Genomic DNA, 14,574 nt, shown 5'->3' with positions numbered 1-14,574 from the left:
GCAGGCATAAGAAGATGCTCGGTCGATTGACATGTTGTTTTGCAACTTCCTACCTTAAATGTGAGGGGAGCGTTCATGCTGTACGCTGAGATTGCGCGGAAAATCAGAGAGGAATTCGGTGACGGGCGGTTTTCGCCCGGCGCGCAGATGCCTTCTGAGAACACGCTTGTAGAGGCGTTCTCCGTCAGCCGGTCGACCATCCGCAAGGCGCTCAAAAGCCTCGAGGAGGAAGGGTTCCTGGAGCAGCACCAGGGACAGGGGACATTCCTCCGGCACGGCCGTTACCAGCGCAACGTCTCGAGCCATTCCGACTTCATCTCCCACGGCAAAAGGTCGGGTGCGCGCCCCTCAACAAGGCTGCTATCGACGGAAGTTCGCGAAAAGAGCATCGCGGAATCCTCGCTTTTTGATACGACCCCAAACGAGCGCGTCGTCGAGATACGACGGCTGCGCCTGATGCAGGGCGAAGTCTGCGTATTGCAGACTTCGGTCCTGCCTTACACAAAGCTGGCGGATTACACGCCGGGCGAGTTCGAGTGTCGCTCGCTGTACAAGATCCTGGAAGCGGATTTCGGTGTGTTTCTCGGGCCGGTCAAGGAGACGCTTACCTGCGTCAACGCCAGCGACCAGGTGGCCGGCTTTATGGGTATTGCGCCGGGCACAGCGGTATTCGTTTCGCATCGGGTCGTGCGCGCCAAAGACGGCCAGGTTGTCGAGATATCGCGCAATTTCATTCGTTCGGATCGTTATTGCTTTGTGCAGGAATCTCCGAACCCGGAGCAGCAAGAGTGACCCGCGTTCTCGCTTATGATCTGGGCGGCAGCAGTCTGCGCGTCGCTGTCGTGTCGGCCGGCAACGAGATCCTGCAGATGGTCCGCACCCCGATGCGGATACCGAAAGGTCATGATGGCTCCTACGAGGTCGACCCGAACGAGTGGTGGGATGCCTTCGTCGAGGGTTGCCAGTCGCTGGCGGGGCAGGGAGCTGATCTTGCCTCGGTCGAAGCGATTGCCGGATGCGGCTTTACCCGTACCCAGGTTCCGGTCGGTCGAAACGGAGATGCCGTTCACCCGGCCATAACTTTCCAGGATTTTCGCGGTACAAGAGCGCTCGCAGATTATCTCTCCGAGGCGTCGGATGATCTGGGCCAGCGCTATGACGGATTGAGTCCATTTCATCCCGTTGCCCGGCTGTTGTGGCTGCGTACCCGGACACCGGATGTCTGGAATTTGGTCGAAAAGATCCTTGAGCCGAAGGACTACATCAACTTCCGGCTGACGGGCGAAATCGCATCCGACCGGATTTCGCAGAACGCGGCACGTTCCTTCTTCGAGGCGATTGCCAAAGATACGAAGTCCCAGCAGGCGCTTGGTTTCGACGACACCGTCCTGCCGACCGCCGGCAGTCCGTTTGACGAAATCGGATGTGTTCGCCGGGACATTCCGGGATTGTCAGCACTTGCGGGAAAACCGGTAATTTGCGGATCGACAGATACTTGGGGAAGCGTGCTGGGCAGCGGCGCGATGGTTGCCGAGACAGCCTATTGCATCTCGGGTACCAGCGATGTTTCGGGCATCCTCGCTACGGAATGCTCACTCTGCGAAGGCTTGTTGACGTTACGTTGGGCGCCAGGGCTCTGGCAGATCGGCGGCCCCAGCCAGGGAGCTGCGACACGGTTGAACTGGGCGGTCGAAAAACTTGCGCCCGGAAGGTCGATTATCGATGTTGTCGCCGAGAGTGTCCCAAAAACCGGGCCGACCCCGATTTTCCTGCCTTACCTGGAAGGCGAGCGAACGCCCTACTGGGACAAATCGCTGCGGGGAGCGTTCATCGGTCTCGATGAATCGCAGGGCACCAGTGATCTGGTCCGCGCAGTTTGCGAGGGGATCAACTTCCTCAGCCGGGTGGTGTTGGAGCGGGCGGAAGCGGCAGCCGGTTCGCCGGCACGTCACATCTGCTTTGCCGGCGGATTGTCCAATAACCCGCTTCTTTGCCAACTCAAGGCCGACGTCGCCGACCGCCCGGTCTTTGTCGCCAAACACAATGAAAGCGGTCTCGTTGGGGCGGCGTGCCTGGCAGGCAACAGTGCTGACAGGCTTGCCGCGATCTCCAGCAGGTTGATGGAAGGCGGCACCTGGTATCGCCCGTCTGCCGCCAGCCGCGCCGAGATCGACAATCGTTTCGAAGCATTCAAACAATCCACCGATGCACTCCGTCCCGTGATGCGCGGATTGCAGGAGAGGGCTATGCAACAGGGGAACATAAAATGAAGACGCTATTCAAGGACAGGTACGGCCAGGACAAGTTCATTGTCGGGATGGTTCACACCCTGGCCTTACCCGGCTCGCCACTCTACGACCGTTCGGGCGGCATGAAGCGATTGGTCGCGCAGGCCAAGAAGGAAGCGAAGATACTGATCGACAATGGCTACCATTCGATCATGTACTGCAACGAATCCGACATGCCATATCTTCCGGTCATGGCGCCGGAAACGATCGCTGCAATGACCGATCTGGTGGCGGAGTGCCAAGCGGAAATAGATATCCCATTCGGCATCAATATGCTGATCGATCCCATCGCTTCGCTGTCGATTGCGCATGCAACTGGTGGCGGGTTCATTCGCTGCTTCCTGACGGGTTCTTATGTCGGTGATATCGGGCATGTCGTTCCCGATGGTGCGCGCACTCTGCGTCTTCGCGCTGAGCTCGATGCCGAGAATATCGCACTGATCTGTAACGTAACGCCGGGCTTCTCGATCACGCTCGACAACCGCCCGACACCGCAAGTGGCGTCCGGTGCGGTCTTTCTTGGACTCGCCGACAGTGTCTGCGTTTCCGGCCCGGCTGCTGCCAAGGAGGCCGATCTCACGAAGATCGCGGATACCGCCAAGGCTGTGCCCGATACGCCGGTCATGGTCGGTACCGGGGTCAGCAAGGACAACATTTTGGCCATGGCAGAAGTGTCCGACGGCTTCATTATCGGAAGCTCGATCAAGGTCGACGGCAAGACGCTGAACGAGGTCGATCCGTGGCGTGCGGAGGCGCTGATGAAGGAATTCAATTCGGTCTACGCATGAGCGCGAAAGAACAGAAAAAAGTCGCGATCGTGACGGGGGCGGGCGGCGGCATCGGGCTCGAAGTGGCCCGGTGCCTGCTTCTCGATGGCTGGTCCGTCTGCGCTACCGCCCTGGACGTCAGCTCCGAATTGGAGGCGCTTGTCGGCGCCGATGGTTTCACGATCGGGGCCGACCTGACCGCAGATGGTACCGCGGAGCAAATCGTTGCCGCGACGGTCGATCGATTAGGACGGCTTGACGGGCTCGTGAACTGTGCCGGCGCGTCGGCGGTTTCTCTCTTCCACGAACAATCGGAAGCGGAGTGGGATAGTTTCCTCGATATCAATCTATCCGCTGCCTTTCGGGTGTCTAAGGCGTTCATTTCCGCAGCGCTGGAAATGCCGCGCGCGTCTCGTTCAATCGTGCTGATCTCCTCGCTTGCCGCTTTGGCCGGTGGTGCCAACCCGGCTTACGGCGCCGGCAAGGCGGGCGTCTGCACGCTGGTCTACAACATGGCGCAAAGCTACGCCGAGCAAGGGCTTCGCGCGAATGCCGTGCTTCCGGGCATCATCGACACGCCCATGGTACGCAAGGCGTTTCCGGGTGCGGCGTTCGAACGGCTCAAGGAAAAGGCCGAGGCAAGAACGCCTGCAGGCCGGTTGGGGCGACCGGACGACGTCGCCGAACTCTGCGCTTTTCTGCTGTCTGAGCGGGCGAGCTTCATTACCGGTCAATCCATCAATGTGACGGGCGGATTCGAACTCGTCCCTCCAATCGGAAAAATTTGAGAAATGACGACACGACGGATCATCGAGAGATACGGCACATTTCTGGCCGGCATTGCGCTGTTCATCTATCTGATGATGTTTGCGGAAAACTTCGCATCGGTTCCGAATCTGCTGAACATCCTCAAGCAGGTGAGCTTTCTGGCTATCCTGTCGATCGGCTTCACCTTCGCGTTGATTACCTCGGAACTTGACCTGTCCTTCGCACATGTCTGCAGCTTCGCCGGCGTAATTATAGGCATGCTAATTTCCGACGGTGTCGCGTGGCAGTTGGCGGCGGTTGTCGGAATTTGCATCGGCGTCGCGGCCGGGATCGCCAATGGCCTGCTGGTGACGTATCTCAAGGTGCCGTCGCTGATCGCGACATTGGGCATGTCATCGGTGGCAAACGGGCTCGCATTCATGATCACCGGTGGCGTTGCCTTTGTCGGCCGCTGGGACCCGAATTTTCTCTTCATCGCACGCGGCAAGATCGGCGCTGTGCCACTGCTGGTCATCCTGATGCTGATCGTGGTCGTCATCGCGTTTGTGTTCTCGACCCAGAGCAAGGCCGGCGTGCATCTGCAATCAACCGGCGAGAACGAGGAAGCGGCGCGTCGCTCAGGCATCAACACCCGCCGCTGCAAGATTTTCGGATTGACGCTCTCAGGCGCCGCGGCCGGCATCACTGCGGTGCTGCTCGTTTCCAATCTTTCGTCGGCCGCGCCCCAGATGGGTGGCGACTTTCTATTGCTCGGCATCGCCGCAACACTCCTCGGCATGACAATGTTCACGCCTGCGAAACCCAACATCCTGGGGAGTTTCGTAGGCGCGCTGATCATCGTCATGCTGTCGAACGGTCTCGTCCTTCTCGGGGCCCAATACTACGTCCAGGACATCATGCTCGGGATTATCATCATTGCATCGGTGGCTGTGTCCGCCTCGGTGCTCAAGCAGGCTGCCTTCAGCCTGTAAACATGCAACTGGGAGAGTAGAAATGGCATTCAAATCAACACTCAAGGCGTTACCGGTCCTGGCCGGGTCCCTGCTTGTAGCAGGCCAGGCGATGGCTTTCGATCTTGGCATCGTGGCGTTCCAGATGTCGGCGGAAACGCATGCGCGCTGTGCGAACGCGGCGGAAGCGCGCGCCAATGAACTTGGCTGGACTCCGCAGGTTCTGAACTCCAACGGCGATCTTCAAACCCATGCCGAGCAGATCGATAACCTCGTTCTCAAAGGCGTTGACGGATTGGTCCTGTGTATGTCCAAGCCGGTCGAGGCCGACGCGCAGTTTGCCGCCGCAAAGGAAGCCGGCATTCCAACGATCTCGGTCGTCAGCGGTACCAGCCCGCACACCCTGTTCGATGTCCAGGTCAACGAATACGGCGTCGGCGCAGATGCGGCGCTCTACCTGCTGGGTACAATCAATTTCGAGGGCGGCGTTCTGGTGCAGCGCTTTGAGGCCAATGCCGGCACGCGTGTCCGTGGCAAGATTCTCGACGCCGTTCTGGAAGAAAACAAGGCGGTCGAAGTCGTCGGCAGCCACTCCATGGCCCGCACCAAGAGCTGGCGCGATGACGTGCGCAATGGCATGCAGGCTCTGGTCTTGCAGCAGGCAGGCAAGTTCAAGGGCGTCTGGGCTTCGTTCGACGGCCAGGCCTTCATCATCGACGACATTCTGAAAGAAGCGGGCTACAGCAAGGGCGATGTCTCGCTGGTCTCCATCGATGGCGGGGCGGAAGTTTTCCGTCGCATTGCCGACCCGGAGTCCATGATGACAGCTACCGTGTCGATCCCGTTCGAAGCGATGGCCGTCGCCGCTGTCGATTCGATGAAAAAGATTGCGGTTGAAGGCATGAGTAAGGACGAGGTCGTCTCGGGCCCGTATTTGTTCATGAGCGCGGTGCTGGTCGACGCCAGCAACGTTTCGCAGTTCACCGAATAACGTCTACCCATCGATCAGGGATTGCGAGATGCCTTCCAAGATAACAGCCACCGACATTCACAAGAAATACGGCGCCGTAGAAGCGCTGCGTGGTGTCAGCGTGGACATACAAGAGGGTGAAGTGCACGCAATTTGCGGCGACAACGGCGCCGGCAAATCGACCCTGATCAAAGTGCTGGCCGGTGTCGAGACGCCGGATAGCGGCGCCATCGTGATCGATGGTCGGCAATGCCAATTCGCCACGCCCACGGACGCGCTCCGTGCCGGCGTGGCGACCATTCACCAAGACCTCGCGGTCGCCCCGCGCATGACGATTTTCCAGAACATCTTCATGGGCGCCGAATTGACCCGGCCGATCCTAGGCATTCCACTCCTCGACAAGGCGGAGATGCGAAAGCGGTCTTTGGAATACATGTCGCAGCTCAACAAGGCGTTGACCGACATGAACACCAAGGTCGAAGAACTATCCGGCGGTCAGCGTCAGGCCGTCGCAATCTGTCGGGCGCTGCGCTGGAATGCAGACGTCGTTATTCTCGACGAGCCGACGGCAGCGCTTGGCGTTCGCGAAACCGAACAGGTGCTGGACCTGATCCGGTCGTTGAAGGCGACGGGAAAAACGATCATTCTGATCAGCCACGCCATGCAGGATATCGTCGCGGTTGCCGACCGCGTCAGCATCCTTCGACACGGCCGCAACCAGATCGGTCTGCCGGTCAGCGGCCTGACGCCAGACCGGCTCTCACACTATATTCTAAGCGGCGAAACTTCGCCGGCGAACTGACCGCAAAGACCATTTCCGTGTTGACTTCCGCCCCCGTTCTCAAGGCTTTGCCGGACCTTGTGATCTTCGACTGCGACGGCGTGCTCGTCGACAGCGAAGGCCCGATGCATGAGGTGCTTTGCGCCGACTTGCAGGAGCGCGGCCTAGATATCACACCCGAGGAATGCCTGGCGCAGTTTATGGGTAAGTCTATCGAAGGCGTTGTCGATACGGCGAGACAGTTGGGGGCGGTGCTGCCGTTGGGCTGGAAACAACAGCTATATGCCAAGGTTCACGCGCGACTTGAGGCCGGTGTCGATCTCGTACCCGGCGTCCGCGAGTTCGTAGAGACCCTCAGAGAACGCGGCATACCGTTCTGCGTGGCGTCCAATGGAAGTGAAGCAAAAATCGAGCTCATGCTGTCCCAGCACGGGCTGTGGGACGCGTTCCGTGATGCGTGCTTTTCCGCGCAGCAGGTTGGCATAGCGAAGCCGGAACCGGGATTGTTGCGCCATGCGATCACCGCGATGGGTGGTGCCGCAAACCCTGTCGTCATCGAGGACAGCCCGGTCGGTTTGCAAGCGGCTGCGGCCGCCGGACTGCCGTGTATTATGCTTGGCAGTCATGTGCCTGTCGGTGCCGATTATGCGCAGGTGCCGGTTTTTTCGCAGATGGACAGCCTGGCGGATCACATTCTGTCACTCGCGGACTAACGTGTTTCTTGAAGACGGCTTTCTGCCGTGTTCGCGCCAAGCCGGGTGCGGTTTTTTTGGACTTCGTTCCGAACGTTAACGCGCTACTTTCTCCCGTCGCCGGCAATCCGCCGACCATCAAGAACAGCGGCATGCGCGCAGATACTCATCAGGCCGGCAGCCATTGTGACCTACTCGCTTGGATGTACCAATTCACAGGCTAGCCCTGTTCACGCTATGGTCCATTTCGGAACGGTTTGCAAACTCGTTCGGCGTGAGCCCGTCGAGGCTGGTATGTGGCCGGTGCAGGTTGTAATCGATCCTAAATCCTCCGATGAACTCGCAAGCGTCGCGGTAGCTGCGGAACAGATGCTCGTTCAAACACTCGCCCCTCAGCCTGCCGTTGAATTTTTCCACGAAGCCATCCTGCATGGGCTTTCCCAGTGCTATGGAGTGCCACTCAACGCTGCGGTCCTGTTGCCAGACGAGTATGGCATTTGCTTTGAGTTCCGTGCGCTTGTCGCTGACCACCATTCAGGGATAGCCGCGCCGTTCTGCGATCGCTTCCAGAACGAGCGACCGCTTTGCAAGGTTTGCGACGGCATGAAGAAAACAGCGTGGCAACGGGTCACACCGCCTTTCCGCAACAGCAACAGGGGGCTGTACGGTCCGCGAGATGCGGGTTCCACCCCCCACAACTGAGGCGCTACGCTCCGAGGTCTCGAATTTCGAGCCCCCTAATCTCCAGCGCTACCCGCCCCGAGCAGTTTGGGCAAATCGCCGAGCCGCGCCACCAGCGCGAAGCCTACCACGGCCATGGCAAGAAAGAACATCGCGGCGGAAGCCACGACGGGCGAATAACCCGATCTTAGCTGCGTCACGATCTTGACGGGCAAGGTCACCGTGTTGAACTGGCCGAGGAAGAACGAGATCACGAACTCATTCATCGAAAAGACTACAACGAAAACGACACCGGAAAAGATGTAGGGGCGGATGAGCGGCAGGATCACCGTGGTAAAGACCTGCCGCCGTGTGGCGCCCAGCGTTTCGGCGGCTTCGAGCTGCTCGCGACTGATGCTTTCCAGCCCGAGCGAGATCATCACCATCGGCAATGTCACCATGAAAACGCCGTGGCCGATGATCAAGTTTTCGATGCGGCCGGTCCAGCCGATCTCGGCCCAGAAGCTGAGCATTCCGATGGCGGTGATCACTGGCGGCAGGGCGAAGGGCATCAGGCCCAGCAAAAACAGCACCCTCGCGTAGCGCAGGTTGTAGCGCCACAGCATGTAGGCGACAGGAAGGGCGACCGAGAGCGCCACTAGCGCCGCCCCCGCTGCAACGACCAGCGAAGTGATCAGCGCCAACCGCCAGTCGGGATGGAACAGAAGCTCCTGATACCACGTCAGCGAAAATCCACGCGGTGGAAAGAACAGCACGCGCTTTTCGTTGAGCGAGACACCGAAGGCCACGATCAGCGGGGCGGAGAGGAGTGCGAGGAAGGCTCCGATGTAAAGACGGGAGAGCGTTTTCATGCCGCCGTTCCCCTACGATTGAGCCACCAGACGACCAGAAGAAAAACGATGGTGATCGCGAAGTAGATCATCGCCAGTGCCGCGCCGAAGGGGAAATTCGAGCGCGTCATCACCTCGTCGCTGATGTAGTTGGCAATCATCCATTCCTTCGGCCCGCCCAGCCACAGAGGCGTAACCAGCGCGCCCATAGTGAAGATGAAGAGAACCAGCGTCGTCGCCAGCAAGGTGCACGTCATGAGCGGCAGAACGATGGTGCGGAACATGGTCAACGGGCCCGCGCCCAATGTGCGCGAGGCTTCAATCACCTCGGGGTTCAGGCGGCTGAAGCCGGGAAACATCATCACCACGGCGAAAGGCAGGTTGAAATACGTCAGGCCAATCAGGACGGCCCAGTAACCGCGCGCCCAGCTTTGTGGGCGCTCCATCAGGCCCAGCCAGACGAAAATGTTCGATATCCCCGATCCGCGTGACAGGATGATCGACCAGCCGAAGGCGACGATGACCTCTGAGAGCGACATGGCGCAGAGAACGAAGATCAGGGTCAGCACTTGCGGACGTGGCCGCAGCCGCGAGACAAGGTAGGTAAATGGAACCGCGATCAGTACCGAGGCGACAGACGCGATCAGCGCAAACTCCACCGAGGTCAGAAGCGCGTTTAGGTATAGCTCCTGTCCCGCGCGAATGTAGCTGTCGAACTCGAACCCGCGTTCATAGTAGCCTACCGTGCGGTGGTAGAATGAAACGGCCAGCATGATGGCCAGCGGCACAACGAAAAACACTGCCAGCATCGCACCGGCATAGTGCAGCGGCAGGCTGAACCGGGGCGCACGCGCAGTGCTCATGCGGGGACCACACGCGCCGCGGCGGGGGGCAGGACGGCATGGACAGCGTCGCCTCGCGCATAAAGCGCGCGGTCGGCCTTGGAGATTTTTGCGGTCAGGACCGCGCCTTGCCCCTCCAGCAAAACCTGCACGCTTTCGCCCAGATCCCGCAGGAAGGTGACTGTCATCGGCAGGGCGTTATCGGCAGGCTCGGCCGACAGCATTACATCCTCTGAGCGGATTGACAGAACTCGATCGCCCTCCGCGCGTAGAACCTCATCCGCCCGCAGCGGGGTGTCGCCAAACAGAGCGACACCACCCTCCATCCGCACCGGAAGCAGGTTGCTTTCGCCGATGAACCTGGCGACGAAGCCATTGGCGGGTTTGTGATATATCTCTTCGGGGCTGCCAACCTGTTCGATCCGGCCGGGCGACATGACAACGATCTTGTCGGACATAGTCATCGCCTCGCGCTGGTCATGGGTCACGGCGATGGTGGTGACGCCGAGCTTCTGTTGCAGAATGCGAAGCTCGATCTGCATCTGTTCGCGCAACTGAGCGTCGAGCGCCGACATCGGCTCATCCAGCAGGAACAGGTGCGGATCGCGGGCCAGAGCGCGGGCGATGGCGACGCGCTGTTTCTGCCCGCCTGAAAGCTGACTGACCTGACGCGCGCCAAACCCGTCGAGCGCCACGAGCGACAGCAATTCCTGAACGCGCGGCGCGATCGCCTGCTTGCTCCTCCCGGCAATGCGCAGCCCATAACCGATGTTTTCCGCCACGCTCAGATGCGAGAAGAGCGCAAGCGACTGGAAAACCATGCCGATTCCGCGGGCATTGACGGGCGTTGCGCCAAGGTCCGCCCCGTCCAGCAGGATGCGCCCCGAAGTGACGCTTTCCAACCCCGCAATCATCCGCAACAGCGTGGTCTTGCCGCAGCCTGACGGCCCGAGGAACGACACGAAGTCGCCCGACCGGATTGTCAGATCGGCGCGGTTCACGACTGTGGTGGCGCCAAAGGTTTTGGTCACCTGTTCAAGGACAAGGTCTGCCATGGGGACAAGTCTATCAGAGATTAGGGGACACCGGGCGCGGGTCGCCCGGTGTCATGGTCTGGCCTAGCTCGCGATCAGCGCGGCCCATTTCTCGGCGATGTAGTCGGCCTCGCTGACATAGACGTCGAAAAGCGGCACGATGGGTGCGCCCTGGGCGGAAACCGCGCCAAACTCCTCGTCCGTCAGGTCGGTCATCGACTGCGGCACGATCGGCGCCGTACCGATCTGGCGGGACATCAGCGCCTGTTGTTCCGGCGCGCAGCACCAGTTCACGAATTCCTGCGCCTCTGCGATGTTCTTGCTGCCGTCGATCACACCCCACGAGCCAAAGTCGATCACCCCGCCCTCGCTGGGGAATGTCGAGCGGACAGGGAATCCATCCGCCGCAGCCAGAAGCGTGACGTCGTGGTAATACTGCCCCGCCGGGATTTCGCCCGATTGCAAGGCCTGCTGGAACTGGCCCTCGTCTTTGTACCATAGCGTCACGTTCTCGCGCAGCTCGGCGGCCTTCTCCATCACTCGATCCAGCCCTTCGCGGGTGCGCAGGATGCTCTGCCCGCCGAAGAAGGTCTTTGCGGTGATATCAAGGATATAGCTGGTGTCGGCATTGGCGTTCAGGCCAAGCTGGCCCTTGTAGGCGTCAGTCCACATATCGGCCCAGCTGTTGGGCGGCTCGGGGAAAGCGTCGGTGTTGGTGACGAAAGTGGTGTACCAGGCCAGCACGGCCGCCGCGCGGATACGGCCCTCGGCGTCGCGAGTGATCAGCGCGGGATCGACATTGGCGACATTGGGCAACGCGGTTTCGTCGAGTTTCGCGAAAAGGTCCCTCTGCCGGATCGCGCCCTGACCGCCGGGCATCGAGACATCCGCCGGAGGATCGCCGGCTGCGGCACCGGCGCGGATCGCCGCCCACCAGGACGAACCGCCCGACTGGCTGACCGAATTGATGGCGATGCCCGTTTCTTCGGTGAATTTCGGATAGACGTGCTTGACCAGCGAATCCTCGAAATAGCCGCCAAAAGCCGAGACCTTGAGGCTGCGTTCTTGCGCGTGCAGGATCGCGGGCGTGGCGAGTGCCGCTGTGGTGGTTGCCAGAAAAACGCGCCGGTTCATGTTAAAGCGTTGCATTGATTGCTCCCTGTTTGATTGGTTTATTTGGTGTGGTGTGAAGGCCTTCCGCGCGTGCGATGGCCGCGAAAGTTTCCATGACGCGGGCCGCGATGCCCGGCTCAAAGACGAAATGCCCGGCGTCGGGCACGATGTGCAGATCGGCATCGGGCCAGAACCGCGCAAGTTCGGTGGCATTGGCGCAGGGGCAGATCATGTCATCGGCCCCCTGGATGATGGTGCCGGGAATTCCCCGCAGCCGGTGCGCCTGATCGAGGATATGGCCATCCGGGATGAAACAATTGGCGCAGAAATACCCCAGCTCGATCTTCAGTTGCGGCAACATTTCAGCAGTGGATTCCCGGTCGCGGTCAAGCGATGCGTCATAATGCCGGATGTCAGACAGGGCCGCCTGATGGGCATTGTAGATTTTGATCGCCGGTTCATGGACCGCCGGATCGGGGTCCTCGATCAGCGCGCGATAGCCTTCCAGCAATTCGCTTGTCGTCGTCGCGCCCGCATGATCCACCAGTGCCTCACATTCGCGCGGTTTCATCCACCGCGCGCCGAAATTTACCCAATCGGCCTCGGAGGCAAGCGCAAGATAGATGCCCCAGACCGTCAGGCTGCCGAGGCGATCTGGATGCGCGATGCCGTAGCAGAGCCCAAGGGTGGATCCCCATGAGCCGCCGAACACATGCCAGGTTTCGATCCCGCGCGCCTTGCGCAGGGTTTCGATGTCCCCGATCAGGTGCTGCGTGGTATTGGCGCGCATCTCTCCCAAGGGGCGCGAGCGCCGCGTGCCGCGTTGGTCCATCAGGATCAACCGGAAAGCCTCGGGGTCGAATAACCGTGGAATGGCATGCGGGCGCGGCCGACCCGGGCCGCCGTGCAGATAGAGCACGGGGATGCCATCGGGGTTACCGTATTCTTCCCAGTACACCGAATGCCCGTCGCTCACATCCAGAAAGCCCTCCGCGCTGGCGGAAGTTGCGGGAAAGAGGCAGGCTTTGGTCCAAGGTGCGATGTTCAAGGGACGTCTCTCACAAGCTGCGTTCCAAGACAGGCTAAGAACGCGAAAGGGGCCTGTCAGCCAAATTCAGCACCTATTTTTGACGCTAGTTGTCGCTAATATGCGCCATCGAGAGTCTTTCACTCGAAGAACCCGGTCAAGGCATTGCCATCGCCGATCCCTTCGGTGCTCAAAGCCCGCAGGATCATCGGATCGATCTCTTCTGCATCGGGTGGGAAGACTGCGCATTGTTTAAGCGCGGCCTTGACGTCGATATCCGCCCCGAGAGACTCCCAGACCACCCGCGTGCTGTAGATCATGTCGGTACCGGTGCTGGTCACCCCGGTCAGCAGGCCGTGCAGGTAATGGAAGTTCGTACGCGTCGCTGTCTTGACGATCATCGCCGAGAAATTCTCGCCACCTCGCTCCTGACTTTCGATCATGAAGATCCGGTCGTCATGCAGCCACAGGCAGGATTGGATCATGTGCGTCGCTCGCCCAAACTTGGGGCTGCCGCTCCAGTGCATCCGGTCGAGGGACTTTGCGTAGGTCATCTCGCTGTCCTGCCAAACCTGCGTGAGCGCGCGCACCACACCACCCTTCCATGAGGGTGTGCGGTAGTAGAGGTGGTAATACCCGCAATAGCTTTGCAAACCAGCCAGAGAAGCCTTCATCCTGTGGCGGTGGCGGCGAAACTCTTGGGCGATCCCCATCGGGACATACGACGCCAGCGGACGGGAAAAGACCTCGGCCTTGAACGTCTCGTGTGGCAGAAGGATCTCCGCCTCATCCACACCGAAGAAATCGCAGATACGCGACAGGACATTCAGCGAGGGGCTGGTTTGTCCCGAAAGATAGCGCGTAAACTGCGGCCTATTGATGCCAATCCGCGTACAGACTTCGGTGACGCTTTTGTAGCGACTGCTCAGCAGGCGAAGATTCTTGGGAAAGTCGATACTGGATGTCATTGGCAGGCTGTTCAGGCAGTCTTTTCAAGGCGGATGGCAACGGCAGGTTCCCGAGTGCCTCGATCCTAACGATTGATGGCGCGCCTCGCCAGCGCGCCCCTTTATGAACCGATCTTCCGCCCTGGCCATTTTTGCGCATTGTAACATGCTCAGCCAGCTGCTGGGGCTGGTCACAGACGCGAACGCGACCCCAATCCAAGTAGATATAAAGGCCGGAACTTCTCCAACGTCTACATTGGCTTATAAGTCATTCACCAAATCCCCCAAGGCATGAGGTTTGGAGACTGTCGGCCTGAGAGACCGCTTCCGGGCCACCTGGCGCAGGGGTCAGTGCTCAGCCCCTCGCGCACAACCTCGAAAACAACGGAAGAATTCGGCCGCCGCGGGATCGGCAGAACACTTTCGCAAGCGCGAGATGGAGTAGAGGGTGGGATTTGAACCAATTTCAAAAATCCTCGATCTCCGGGGATTCCACGAACCGAATGTTAGACATTTAGCGAAGCGGATTTCGCGTCCGAACATTGCAGGAATACGGGTATGACCGGCAAGCGCAAAATGCTGGTTACCAACCTGCTTAGCGGTGCCGGTGGTTGGTCGAGGGTATGCCAGAGGGCACTCACCGAACCCGATCTCGAAAAGGAACTGGTCTGCGTCAATCACCCGCCGCCGGCCGTCGGGTGGAGGCGCAGCTGCTTCGACCCGAGGGCCCCAAGGTGGCGGTAACCGGCGGGGTTGACTTCAACGATCACCGCCTGATCTGGGCGCAGCTCGACCGGTCCATGCCAAGCACCCAGACATGATGCTTCTCCACGGCAAGTCGCCCAACGGCGCGGAACTCATTGCATCCCGCTTGACCGGTAGCG

The 14,574-nt window shown here is 60.0% G+C and carries 14 protein-coding genes and 2 pseudogenes; 9 read left to right on the top strand and 7 right to left on the bottom strand.

Annotated features, from left to right (window positions below; translation table 11 throughout):
- Nucleotides 1-75 precede the first annotated feature (75 nt).
- The 8 genes from ACO06R_RS12760 to ACO06R_RS12725 are packed head-to-tail and all read left to right on the top strand — an operon-like array spanning nt 76 to nt 7,237.
- The gene (locus ACO06R_RS12760; protein WP_421850370.1) at nt 76-792 is read left to right on the top strand and encodes a GntR family transcriptional regulator; all 717 of its coding nucleotides are present in this window, start codon (nt 76-78) and stop codon (nt 790-792) included.
- Complete coding sequence (locus ACO06R_RS12755; protein ID WP_421850367.1) at nt 789-2,270, top strand: xylulokinase; 1,482 nt, start codon at nt 789-791, stop codon at nt 2,268-2,270. Before ACO06R_RS12760 ends, ACO06R_RS12755 begins: the two co-directional genes overlap by 4 nt.
- On the top strand, nt 2,267-3,076 hold the full coding sequence (locus tag ACO06R_RS12750) for a BtpA/SgcQ family protein (RefSeq protein WP_421850364.1): 810 nt from the start codon (nt 2,267-2,269) through the stop codon (nt 3,074-3,076). The genes ACO06R_RS12755 and ACO06R_RS12750 overlap by 4 nt, the downstream gene beginning before the upstream one ends.
- Complete coding sequence (locus ACO06R_RS12745) at nt 3,073-3,843, top strand: SDR family NAD(P)-dependent oxidoreductase (RefSeq protein ID WP_421850361.1); 771 nt, start codon at nt 3,073-3,075, stop codon at nt 3,841-3,843. Before ACO06R_RS12750 ends, ACO06R_RS12745 begins: the two co-directional genes overlap by 4 nt.
- A 3-nt stretch (nt 3,844-3,846) precedes the next feature.
- Entirely contained in the window at nt 3,847-4,794 is a 948-nt protein-coding gene (locus ACO06R_RS12740) for an ABC transporter permease (RefSeq protein WP_421850358.1), read from the top strand.
- 22 nt (nt 4,795-4,816) lie between these two features.
- Nucleotides 4,817-5,764, top strand: coding sequence for a sugar ABC transporter substrate-binding protein (locus ACO06R_RS12735; RefSeq protein ID WP_421850355.1), 948 nt, complete (start codon nt 4,817-4,819; stop codon nt 5,762-5,764).
- Nucleotides 5,765-5,792: 28 nt separating this feature from the next.
- Entirely contained in the window at nt 5,793-6,545 is a 753-nt protein-coding gene (locus tag ACO06R_RS12730; protein WP_421850352.1) for an ATP-binding cassette domain-containing protein, read from the top strand.
- Nucleotides 6,546-6,604: 59 nt separating this feature from the next.
- A complete protein-coding gene (locus tag ACO06R_RS12725) occupies nt 6,605-7,237 on the top strand; it encodes an HAD family hydrolase (protein ID WP_421850349.1) in 633 nt (210 codons plus the stop codon).
- Between the two features lie 192 nt (nt 7,238-7,429).
- On the opposite strand, the pseudogene ACO06R_RS12720 reads toward ACO06R_RS12725, so the two are convergent.
- From ACO06R_RS12720 to ACO06R_RS12690, 7 genes and pseudogenes are all read right to left on the bottom strand, one after another.
- A pseudogene (locus tag ACO06R_RS12720) lies at nt 7,430-7,786 on the bottom strand (integrase core domain-containing protein); the annotation flags it as partial.
- A gap of 167 nt (nt 7,787-7,953) precedes the next feature.
- Nucleotides 7,954-8,748 (bottom strand): ABC transporter permease, encoded by a 795-nt coding sequence (locus ACO06R_RS12715; RefSeq protein WP_421850345.1) that lies wholly within the window; start codon nt 8,746-8,748, stop codon nt 7,954-7,956.
- Complete coding sequence (locus ACO06R_RS12710) at nt 8,745-9,590, bottom strand: ABC transporter permease (RefSeq protein WP_421850342.1); 846 nt, start codon at nt 9,588-9,590, stop codon at nt 8,745-8,747. Before ACO06R_RS12710 ends, ACO06R_RS12715 begins: the two co-directional genes overlap by 4 nt.
- Nucleotides 9,587-10,624: an ABC transporter ATP-binding protein gene (locus tag ACO06R_RS12705; protein WP_421850339.1), complete on the bottom strand. Its 1,038-nt coding sequence runs from the start codon at nt 10,622-10,624 to the stop codon at nt 9,587-9,589. The genes ACO06R_RS12710 and ACO06R_RS12705 overlap by 4 nt, the downstream gene beginning before the upstream one ends.
- Before the next feature lie 63 nt (nt 10,625-10,687).
- Entirely contained in the window at nt 10,688-11,752 is a 1,065-nt protein-coding gene (locus tag ACO06R_RS12700) for an ABC transporter substrate-binding protein (RefSeq protein ID WP_421850336.1), read from the bottom strand.
- A complete protein-coding gene (locus tag ACO06R_RS12695) occupies nt 11,739-12,764 on the bottom strand; it encodes an alpha/beta fold hydrolase (RefSeq protein ID WP_421850333.1) in 1,026 nt (341 codons plus the stop codon). The genes ACO06R_RS12700 and ACO06R_RS12695 overlap by 14 nt, the downstream gene beginning before the upstream one ends.
- A gap of 119 nt (nt 12,765-12,883) precedes the next feature.
- Nucleotides 12,884-13,711 (bottom strand): helix-turn-helix domain-containing protein, encoded by an 828-nt coding sequence (locus ACO06R_RS12690; RefSeq protein ID WP_421850330.1) that lies wholly within the window; start codon nt 13,709-13,711, stop codon nt 12,884-12,886.
- Nucleotides 13,712-14,397: 686 nt separating this feature from the next.
- Here ACO06R_RS12690 and ACO06R_RS12685 point away from each other — a divergent pair.
- Nucleotides 14,398-14,561: pseudogene (locus tag ACO06R_RS12685) on the top strand (DUF2493 domain-containing protein); the annotation flags it as partial.
- Nucleotides 14,562-14,574: the final 13 nt, after the last annotated feature.

This window comes from Oricola sp. (assembly GCF_965230365.1).
In the GTDB taxonomy this organism is placed as follows: Bacteria; Pseudomonadota; Alphaproteobacteria; order Rhizobiales; family Rhizobiaceae; genus Oricola.
Note: the sequence above shows the minus strand (reverse complement) of the source record. Positions and strands in the feature narration are given on the sequence as shown.